Source organism: Bradyrhizobium sp. SZCCT0148, assembly GCF_018129985.1.
Taxonomy (GTDB): Bacteria; Pseudomonadota; Alphaproteobacteria; order Rhizobiales; family Xanthobacteraceae; genus Bradyrhizobium; species Bradyrhizobium japonicum_H.
This window is the reverse complement of record NZ_JAFCKT010000001.1, coordinates 1,726,242-1,735,246: the sequence shown is the minus strand read 5'-3', so window position 1 is coordinate 1,735,246 and position 9,005 is coordinate 1,726,242. Positions and strand designations below refer to the sequence as shown.

At 63.3% G+C, this 9,005-nt stretch carries 10 protein-coding genes; 6 read left to right on the top strand and 4 right to left on the bottom strand.

The window, feature by feature from the left end; translation table 11 throughout:
* Nucleotides 1–330 precede the first annotated feature (330 nt).
* Nucleotides 331–621: a hypothetical protein gene (locus JQ580_RS08405; RefSeq protein ID WP_212279158.1), complete on the top strand. Its 291-nt coding sequence runs from the start codon at nucleotides 331–333 to the stop codon at nucleotides 619–621.
* Between the two features lie 708 nt (nucleotides 622–1,329).
* On the opposite strand, the gene JQ580_RS08400 is transcribed toward JQ580_RS08405, so the two are convergent.
* A complete protein-coding gene (locus tag JQ580_RS08400) occupies nucleotides 1,330–1,926 on the bottom strand; it encodes a redoxin domain-containing protein (RefSeq protein WP_212279157.1) in 597 nt (198 codons plus the stop codon).
* A 31-nt stretch (nucleotides 1,927–1,957) separates the two neighbouring features.
* Nucleotides 1,958–3,703 (bottom strand): MOSC and FAD-binding oxidoreductase domain-containing protein, encoded by a 1,746-nt coding sequence (locus JQ580_RS08395; protein WP_212279156.1) that lies wholly within the window; start codon nucleotides 3,701–3,703, stop codon nucleotides 1,958–1,960.
* A gap of 442 nt (nucleotides 3,704–4,145) precedes the next feature.
* Between JQ580_RS08395 and JQ580_RS08390 the strand changes: the two genes are divergently transcribed.
* From JQ580_RS08390 to JQ580_RS08375, 4 genes are read left to right on the top strand one after another with little or no spacing between them, the layout of a single operon-like run.
* Nucleotides 4,146–4,619: a tellurite resistance TerB family protein gene (locus JQ580_RS08390; protein WP_212279155.1), complete on the top strand. Its 474-nt coding sequence runs from the start codon at nucleotides 4,146–4,148 to the stop codon at nucleotides 4,617–4,619.
* Between the two features lie 2 nt (nucleotides 4,620–4,621).
* On the top strand, nucleotides 4,622–4,975 hold the full coding sequence (locus JQ580_RS08385) for a hypothetical protein (RefSeq protein ID WP_212279154.1): 354 nt from the start codon (nucleotides 4,622–4,624) through the stop codon (nucleotides 4,973–4,975).
* Nucleotides 4,976–4,981: 6 nt separating this feature from the next.
* On the top strand, nucleotides 4,982–5,620 hold the full coding sequence (locus JQ580_RS08380; RefSeq protein ID WP_212279153.1) for a TerC family protein: 639 nt from the start codon (nucleotides 4,982–4,984) through the stop codon (nucleotides 5,618–5,620).
* A 29-nt stretch (nucleotides 5,621–5,649) separates the two neighbouring features.
* Nucleotides 5,650–6,231: a TIGR00645 family protein gene (locus tag JQ580_RS08375; protein WP_106950412.1), complete on the top strand. Its 582-nt coding sequence runs from the start codon at nucleotides 5,650–5,652 to the stop codon at nucleotides 6,229–6,231.
* Nucleotides 6,232–6,313: 82 nt separating this feature from the next.
* On the opposite strand, the gene JQ580_RS08370 is transcribed toward JQ580_RS08375, so the two are convergent.
* Nucleotides 6,314–7,690, bottom strand: coding sequence for an HD-GYP domain-containing protein (locus JQ580_RS08370; RefSeq protein ID WP_212279152.1), 1,377 nt, complete (start codon nucleotides 7,688–7,690; stop codon nucleotides 6,314–6,316).
* 352 nt (nucleotides 7,691–8,042) lie between these two features.
* Here JQ580_RS08370 and JQ580_RS08365 point away from each other — a divergent pair, with 352 nt between their 5' ends.
* Nucleotides 8,043–8,306 (top strand): hypothetical protein, encoded by a 264-nt coding sequence (locus JQ580_RS08365; RefSeq protein WP_212279151.1) that lies wholly within the window; start codon nucleotides 8,043–8,045, stop codon nucleotides 8,304–8,306.
* Between the two features lie 39 nt (nucleotides 8,307–8,345).
* On the opposite strand, the gene JQ580_RS08360 is transcribed toward JQ580_RS08365, so the two are convergent.
* Entirely contained in the window at nucleotides 8,346–8,927 is a 582-nt protein-coding gene (locus JQ580_RS08360; RefSeq protein WP_409363198.1) for a DUF1349 domain-containing protein, read from the bottom strand.
* Nucleotides 8,928–9,005 lie beyond the last annotated feature (78 nt).

Sequence of the window (9,005 nt, the reverse complement as noted above, 5' to 3'; positions counted from 1 at the left end):
ACGACAAGACCGCTCGCAATTTCCTGGCCGCCGTATTGTTAGCCGCAACCCGCCTATGGGTGCGGTTTGAGTCCACGTCCTAGGCGGGCGACTGAAAGGGCTACAGAACTTGCGTCAACCGGACTCTTGCGCTCGCCCTTTTATTGGTTGTCGAACGCGCTGGTGCTCGTTCTGTTGGCACTTGTGATGTACATAGCCCACATCCACCATCAATCACCGGTGCCGCTCTTCGTGTGGTTCACTGTTGGTGCAGTCATCGTGGCCTTGCTTGTCCTGCGGCGCGCTCTGAAGTGGCGTTATCCTGTCTAAATTGCGCGCGGAGACTCTCTTATGGGCACGTTCTTTACCGACGAGCAGATGCAGGAAGCGATTGTGGCGTTGGAGGACCACACCGCCGGTATCTGGGAGAGAATGAAGAAGATGGCTCTCACCCCGGACGATCCTAACGATGAGGGACAATCATTGGAGCAAGGCGCTATTTTGCGGGTGCTTACCATTGTTCTGCCGAAGGTGCCGTTCGTCGCGCAGGCTCAAGATCCATCGGAGGCAAGGGCACGCCTGAGTATAGATTTGGGGAACGCTGTGCGCCGTGAAATTGCATCGACGAAGGGCGGCTCCTAGATCAAGGCGACGTGCGCCTTGGGTCAAACGCCTAGGCGACTTTGTGTTACCATGGTGAGCATGTTTGGCATCAAAATCCCACCCACCGTTCTGCTCTTCCTTATCGTCGGGGGCGCGTCCTACATTTTCGTGTTTTACGGCCTCTATCTACTGATCGCGCTGATTGCTTTGAACCTGGTCTGCCTCCTGTTGGCCCCCATCGCGAGGCGGCGCGGATGGGGCGCTGAAGGGCGACTCACGAGACATCTCAGTCGCCCCCGGATAGAAGACGAAAGCCGCAGGGCCATTAGGCGAGAAAGCGTACGTACCCTGCAGGAAGAGCGATGACTGCTTCAAAGGAAGTCCGAATTTGGCGGCTTCGAGTGCGCGGCTTTACGGTTGCTGGAGTTGCATGTCTCGCCTTGATTTTCTTGCTGAAGATTCTCGATCCAATCGAGCTTGTGAAAAGCTTCCTTACCGCCCTTGTTCTGTTTTTCGCCTTCCTTTGGCTGTGCGGGCTATATTGCACCTACCGGTATTGGAGAGGTTTCAGAGAGGATGAAATACGGCGCGGCGGATCAGCGGACACCGCTCGCGCAAAATGGCATGAACTGCACCCGCCCCCTGATTAGACGGTGGTGGGCCGCTTTGGGTCACAATCCGCCGAACACGTTCAGGGTCGGAGACTTCCGCTTTACGTTGCTGAGCTGAACTTTGCGAGTACACTCCCTAGTCCCGGCCACTGAGCGTGTCGCGATAAGCCTTGCCGTAGGGATAAAAATGCTCCTTGCGGCCCTGGTCCCAGAGCGCCTTGAAGCCGGGCGCTGTGATGTCCCAATCCGGGCGGCACTTCATGCTGACGGCCCTGAGGTCCTGGCGCAGCTCCTCCATGGTCGGTCGCCCGAAGAACCAGTAGCCGTTGTAGATCTTGTGAATGACGAGGCGGGGCTCGAGCACGACGACATGCGGGATCATCGGATTGTGGAGGGGATCGGTGTATTCGGCGATGTCGAGGTCCTTCTGGACGATCCGCCTGGGGTCCGAGAGGAAGGTCCAGTGCGCGCCGGCGCCGCTGCGATATTCGTTGGTCTCGGTGATGGTGTCGGTGGTGATCGTGACCAGCCGGCAATAGCCGACCTCCATCTCGCGATGGAGCTGAACCAGCCCTTCGGTCTGGCGACGATCCTTCGGGCAGAATCCGCCGCGGCCGAGCACGACGATCATGGGATCGTCGCCCTGCAGCTCGGAGAGCTTGCGGTGCTTTGCGGAGTGGTCGCTGAGTTCGTAATCCGGGAAGGCCACTCCCGGCATGATGTCGGTTCGCATCGGACACCCCATGTCTATTGCTGGTTCATCTCTAGAGATCGATCACGACGTCGCCTTCTGGTCGTGCGCAGCAGATCAGCAGGTTTCCCTGCGCCGGCGGGTCGAGCGGATCCGGCGCGTAGCGGACCTCTCCGGCCACGAGCCCGCTCTCGCAGTTGTGGCACACCCCCGTCCGGCACGACCAGCGCACCGGGACATCGCATGCCTCGGCGAGTTCGAGCAGGCTGGCGTAGGAGGGTCCCCAGCAGACATTGAGGCCGCTGCGGGTGAACGACACCATCGGACCCGGGCCGCGCGCTCCGGCCGGCTGATGTGGAGGCGTCTTCGGCGCGGCCGCGATACCCGGTGTCAGCGAGGGCCTGCTGCCGAACAGCTCGGTGTGAATGCGATCGGGCGCGATGCCCAGCGCGGCGAGGCCGGTGGTGAGATCGCTCATGAAGGCCGCCGGTCCGCAGAGATAGAAATCGCCGTCCCTGGGAATGTCCAGCATCTGGAGCCGCTGCCGATCCAGACGACCTGCACTGTCGTAGTCGGCTCCGGGACGGTCGGCCGGATCGGGTGCGCTGAAGCAGACATGGCTGTGATGATGGGCCAACCCTGCAAGAAGTCCGCGCGCTTCGGCTGCGAACGGATGCTCGCGGCCGTTGCGCGTGCCATGCAGCCACCAGACGTCGCGCGTCGTGTGTTCCGCGGCCAGCGCCTGCAGCATGGCGAGCACCGGCGTCACGCCGATGCCCGCGCTCAGCAGCACCACGGGCCGCGCACCGGATTTGAGCGTGAAGCTGCCGCGCGGCGCACCGAGCGGCACGATATCGCCGGCCTGGATCGTGTCGGCGACGTAGAAGCTGGCCGCGCCGTGCGCCTCCCGCTTGATGCTGATGCGATAGGATGTGGCGTCGGCGCGGCTCGACAGCGAATAGCTGCGCGTCATCGCGGATGGCCCCAGCCGCACGACCACGAATTGACCGGGCAGGGCGGCCGCCAACGGCTGTCCATCCGCGGGCTCGAGGATCAGCGAGGTCACGCTGGCGCTTTCGGCGACCTTGCGCGTCACCCGGAACGGGCGGAAGCCGCGCCAGGCCGGCGCCGTGCCGGCGGTTGGGCCGAGCCCGGTGTTGCCCGCGGCGGTGCTGCCTGACTGCGCGAGCAGCGCCGCAAAGGAGTGATTCCAGCCGGGGCTCAGCGCCGGAATTTTCAGCGCGCGCGCGAGCCGGTCGCGCGGATGAGGCGGCAGGTAAAGCAGCGCATCGATCTCGGCGACGCTCATGCCTTCCGGACCGCGTTCGACCTGCACGATCTCGTCGCCGGCCTCGACGTCGCCTTCCTCGATGACACGGAAGTAGAAGCCCGGCCGGCCGTGCTTGACGAGCAGCGCGGGCATATCGGGCTCGTCCATGCGAATGCCGAGCCGGTAGCAGGTGACGCGCGGCTGCGTGACCTCGAACAGGGCCGATCCGATCCTGTAGCGATCACCGATGCAGACCTCGGTGTCGGCCAGGCCTTCGACGGTGAAATTCTCGCCGAATTGACCATGAACGAGGTCGGAACGGCCGAGATGTTTCTGCCAGTATCGATACGACTCGTCCTGGTAGACGAAGACGGCGCGCTGCTCGCCGCCGTGACCCGCCGTATCGCCCTGGCCGTCGCCGTCGATGTTGAGCCGGCGTGCCCGGCGCGGGCCCGCGACGGGAGTCTTCCAGATTCCGGTATGGACGGTCCTGCCTTTCCAGGCGACATCGCGCGGCAGGCCGACATTGAGGGAGAGCAGACGAGCCATCGGTTTCCTCGATCGCGGATGCGTATTCCCCGACCCGGCGGGGCGCCTGCACGGTAATCTGCACCCTAATCGGATCGTTGGCCCGTTAGTGATTGTTAGACGTTGCGAGCCGACCGTCGGCAAAGTCGGTGGTCCTGAGCGGGCAATGCAGAGGGGCAAACACGTGGCTGGATCCGTCAGGCTGCCCGCTATGGAACCGATGCGGCGGCTGGTCGCAGCCGCGCCGCCTTGATTCCGCCAGACCCACCTCTATCTCTGGTACGAACAAGAATCCGGGCCCCTCTGGCGAGGACGCCGACCAAGTCGGCAAACCTCGCGATGTCGGATGACCTGTCCCGCGCGAATGCGATGGATTGGCCGATTGTCGGGCCTCGTACGTTCTCTCCGACCATTTGTCCCCATCGCAGCTCCGCGCGGTCATTTCGCGAATTGAGGAGCAACGATGACTGACGCCAAGAGTTTAAATCCCCTCGAACTTGAGATCACGGAACCGTCCAGCCTGAACGAGCAGGCTGCCGCCGCGCTGGTGATCGTGGGCGCGCTGGTCGCGGTTGCCGACCGGCGCGTTTCGCCGGTCGAGCGCGACGAGGTGATCCGTTTCGTCCGGGACCGCAAGCTGGCGCCGCACATTCCGGAGGAACGGCTCTATGCCATGTTCGACGAACTCGCCGAGCGGCTCGAAGAGCCGGATTTCGCCAATGTCGTGATCGACACGCTGCGGCCGGTTTCGAACCTGCCGCTGTCGGCCCATCTGATCGAACTGTCGGAGCGCGTTGCTGCGGCGGACGAGGACGTCCATCCCCATGAAGTGCAGGCGATCAAATTGTTGCGCCTGTTGACGCTGGTGCTGCCTCGCGCAAAGCCGGTCAACCCGCCTAAGGAGCGCCTCGAACAGCCCCTGGCGACAGAGGAATAAGCATGAGCGCAGCATCCGACGAGCGTCGCAACGAGGCCGCAGGTTCCGCCGGCGAACTGGCCGGCGGTGACCCGCGCCTCGACAAGCTCGTCGATCGGCTGCCGCCACGCATGGGTGACACCGTCACCTACCTGCTCAAGCCATCGAACCGTTGGGTCAGAATTCCCTCGGGTGCGCTGCTCATTGCCGGCGGCGTGCTTTCCTTCCTGCCGATTCTCGGCGTCTGGATGCTGCCGCTCGGCCTCGCGCTGCTCGCCGAGGACGTGCCTGCGCTGCGTTCGTCGCGTTCGAAAGTCCTGGATTGGGTCGAGCGAAAGAAGCCGCATTGGCTCGATCCGACCGCGCCCAAAAAATGATCGAACATGTTTGAATTCATCACACCCGAAGCGCTCACCGCACTGCTTCAAGTCGTCCTGATCGACCTCGTACTCGCCGGCGACAATGCCGTCGTCATCGGCCTTGCCGCGGCGGGATTGCCGGCCGAGCAGCGCCGCCGCGCCATCATCGTCGGCATCGCCGCCGCCACCGTGCTGCGCATCGTCTTCGCGGGCGTGGCGACCCAGCTCCTGCAGGTCATCGGCCTGTTGCTCGCCGGCGGCGTGCTGCTGCTCTGGGTGTGCTGGAAGATGTGGCGCGAGCTGCGCGAGCAGGCCGCGCATTCGAAAGAACTCGCATTCAGCCATGGCGGCGGCGCGGGGGCTGCGCCGGCGCAGCGCAAGACCTTCGGCCAGGCTGCGGTGCAGATCATCGCGGCCGACGTCTCGATGTCGCTCGACAACGTCCTTGCGGTCGCCGGCGCCGCGCGCGAACATCCCTACATTCTCGCCTTCGGCCTGTTGCTGTCGGTCGCCTTGATGGGCGTCGCCGCCGACCTGCTCGGCCGCGTGTTGCAGAAGCAGCGCTGGATCGCCTATGTCGGCCTCGCCATCATCATTTACGTCGCCTTCGAGATGATTTATCGGGGCTCGCTCGAGCTCGCACCCGTCATCGCGAGTCTCTGAGGCGATACTTTTACAATCCGGAGTAGTCCATGACGTCCGACCCCAAAGCACCTTCGGCGCAGCCCGTGCCGCCGCGCCTCGGCGTATTTGCCCAGCTCATCTTCGGCTCGCGCTGGCTGCAGTTTCCGCTCTACATCGGCCTGATCGTCGCGCAGGCCGTCTACGTGCTGCTGTTCCTGAAGGAGCTCTGGCACCTCGTCGCGCACTCCTTCGACGCGAGCGAGCAGCAGATCATGCTGGTCGTGCTCGGGCTGATCGACGTCGTCATGATCTCCAACCTCCTGATCATGGTGATCGTCGGCGGTTACGAGACCTTCGTGTCCCGGCTGAACCTGACCGGCCACCCCGACGAGCCGGAATGGCTCAGCCACGTCAATGCCAGCGTGCTCAAGATCAAGCTCGCGATGGCGATCATCGGCATCTCATCGATTTCGCTGCTCAGGACCTTCATCGAGGCCGGCAATCTCGGCACCACGCGCAGCAATTTCACCGAGACCGGCGTGATGTGGCAGGTGCTGATCCATCTCACCTTCATCATCTCGGCGGTGGGCATCGCCTGGGTCGACCGCCTCAGCGAGAGCGGTCATCGCAAGGAAGCCGGCCACGGCTGAACTCGCGCGGAAAACCTTTCAGACGTGATGATGGACAGACAGGTGACGATGCGGCCGGATGAGGGAAGGGCCCTTCCGGCCGTCACGCCGCCAGGGTTCCGTGGATCCGCCCCAGCGCGCGCTGAAGCGCTGCAAAACAGCTTGCATCGATCTGGGTGCCGACCATTCCGGACATGATCCCCAGAGCTTTCGTGATGGACATGGCGGCACGATAGGGGCGGTCGGCCGTCAGCGCGTCGAATATGTCAGCGGTCGTGATCAGGCGGGTTTCCAGGCTGATCTGGTCTGCTTGGAGGCCGCGCGGATATCCCTTGCCGTCCAGCCGCTCATGATGCGCGGCCGCGATCGGAGCGAGGTCGCGGAAAGCGCCGACGCGTGACAGGATGGCCTCGGAATACGCCGAATGCATCCTCATGATCTCCCATTCGGCGTCGTCCAGCTTGCCCGGCTTGTCCAGGATGGCGTTGCTCACGCCGAGCTTGCCGATGTCGTGCAGCAGCGCGGCACGCTTGAGCTTGCGCCGCTGCTCGGCGCTGAACATCAGCTCCTCGGCGATCATGTCCGTGAACAGCGTCACGCGCTCGCTGTGACCGCTGGTGTAAGGGCTCTTGGAATCCACCACCTGGGCGAAGGCGGCTGCAATGTCGTCGAGATAGTCCTCGTCGATCGGCAGGCTCGCTTGGGCCGGCGCGTGGGAATTCGCGCACTCCCGACCGCCATCGGTGCCGCGCATGTCCAGCAAAGCGGGGCTTGCCGCCACGCGCTCGAAAGCCGCAACCAGATCGGGATCGAACCATATCCCCGACCGGTTCTTCGCTTCGCGAAGCGCGGCCTCGGGTCCGTTCGCGACGTGGAAGACATCGACGACCTGCGCCAGCAGGGCGATCCGCGAATAGATCGGAATGGCAGCGCCGGACAAGCCAAGGGGTTTGCCGCTTCCATCCCAGTGCTCATCCAGATTCTTGATGCCTTCGGCGACCGGCTCGGAGAAACGCATCTTGCGGGCGATGTCCGCGCCGCGGTGGCAGCGGGTCTCGATCAGCTCGCGCGCGATCTCGCCGCCGTTCTGAAAGATGTTGACGATGGCGCGGAACCGTTCGGCCAATCCGGCCTTCAGGCCGGTATGGCTGAGCACGAAGCGCAGCGCCTGAGACAGGCTGCCGTCGATCAGCTTGAAGTCCTGCTTGAAGGTGAGATCGTCGGTCAGATACAGCTCGCAGATGCGCGCGGCATTGCTGCTGCAGCCGAGATCCTTTAGCAGCAGCACGTAATACAGCTCTGTGATCTCGTGCTCGCCAAGACCGATGTGCCTGCCGATTTCGACGCCGATGCGGCTGCAACGCACACAATGTCCCGCCGGCTGTCCCTCGGTCAGGTCGAGCGCGTAGCTCAGGGCGCTCAGGAGTTCGGAGAGCGTGACATTGTCGTGCTGGCCGCGGTCGGAAGGCCGTGATTGCATGGTCGAGGCTCCGGGGTGGCTCGCGCGGCCGGGTCCGGGCCGATCCTGATGTCCGATACCGCACCTGATCACGAGAGAATTAACAGGCGGTATTTTCGAGAGGAGAGCACGGCACCGCTGGAAATCCGGAGCAAGCGAGCCGATCCAGCGGTGCGGACGAACCCGGCCGTCTGTTGACCGATCTCAAGATCCCGGCCCGCCCTGACCCGGTCAGGCAGGATCGATTCGAGATCGCTAAAATTGTCAGCAATCCGATCAGCCGCCGCAAACCCCGCAATTAACAACCGCGCGGCCTTAAACCTCGGCTTTGGAACCGGCGTGCATTCATCCCGCAAAAGGGTGGGGCATCAACATGTCAGTTCTCAAGGAGGTCGTCGCTGCGCTCGCGGGAGTCTACGCGCTCCTGTTCGTCTGCGACGCATTGTTCGGGGTCGGCGAGGCACGCTTCGACGACACCTATTTCCGCGCCAGTTTCTACGCGCCGCGACCGCAGGAATTCCGCTTCGCAGCAAGCACCACGCCGGCCGCCCGCGTCAGCGATGCCTTCGCGCAGTTCTCGGCGGGCGAGGTCAAGCCGAACAGGCGTTACTCGTCGCTGACGACGATCATCCGGTAGGGCCGCGACTCATTAATCGGCTGTCGGCCTGACTTGCGCCTATTGCAGATCGTGAAGATCCTTGCCGAGTGGCGGCGTCAGCCGAAAATCTGAAAATGCGACCGCGAGCCCGGACCGCTCCGGCGTGCAAGCCATAGGTCCAACGAGATAGGAAGAGCTCTCTGCGAATGGCGCAAGCCGCATGAGAGGCCATGTCTTGCCATCGTTCGAAGACTGCAAACGAAGGACGCCGCGCGCAACCGTAATACGCAAGCGGAAGTCACCGGCATCGTGCTGATAGGGCGCCGTCGCCCAGTCCGATCGCCCGTCGGTCAGCACGCTCGATAACATCGCGTGCCCATCCGCAAACTCGATCCCGGCCTTGAGCCAGCAGCGTTCGTCCACACGCACCATGAGGCCTGCTTGATCGTAGAGCGTTTCGAAAACACCTCGGACGCGGAGTTCGGCCGTGAACGCAGCGCCGGCCGGAAAACCAAGAAAATGCCCGCTGTCGCGGATGAAGCCGTAATGAGTTTCGCGCCAAAAGTCAGTGGCATGGTCCGTGACCATTTCGAGGACGTTGTCCTTTTCAGACCATTGCTTCGGCTCGTTCAACCAAATGCCGTCAGACCTGCCAAGCATCCTATGTTCCATCTGAAAGGTGACGCACGCGGTCCAACGGCCCACTGCGCGGAAAGTTTTTGTGCCGAGCACAAAAAG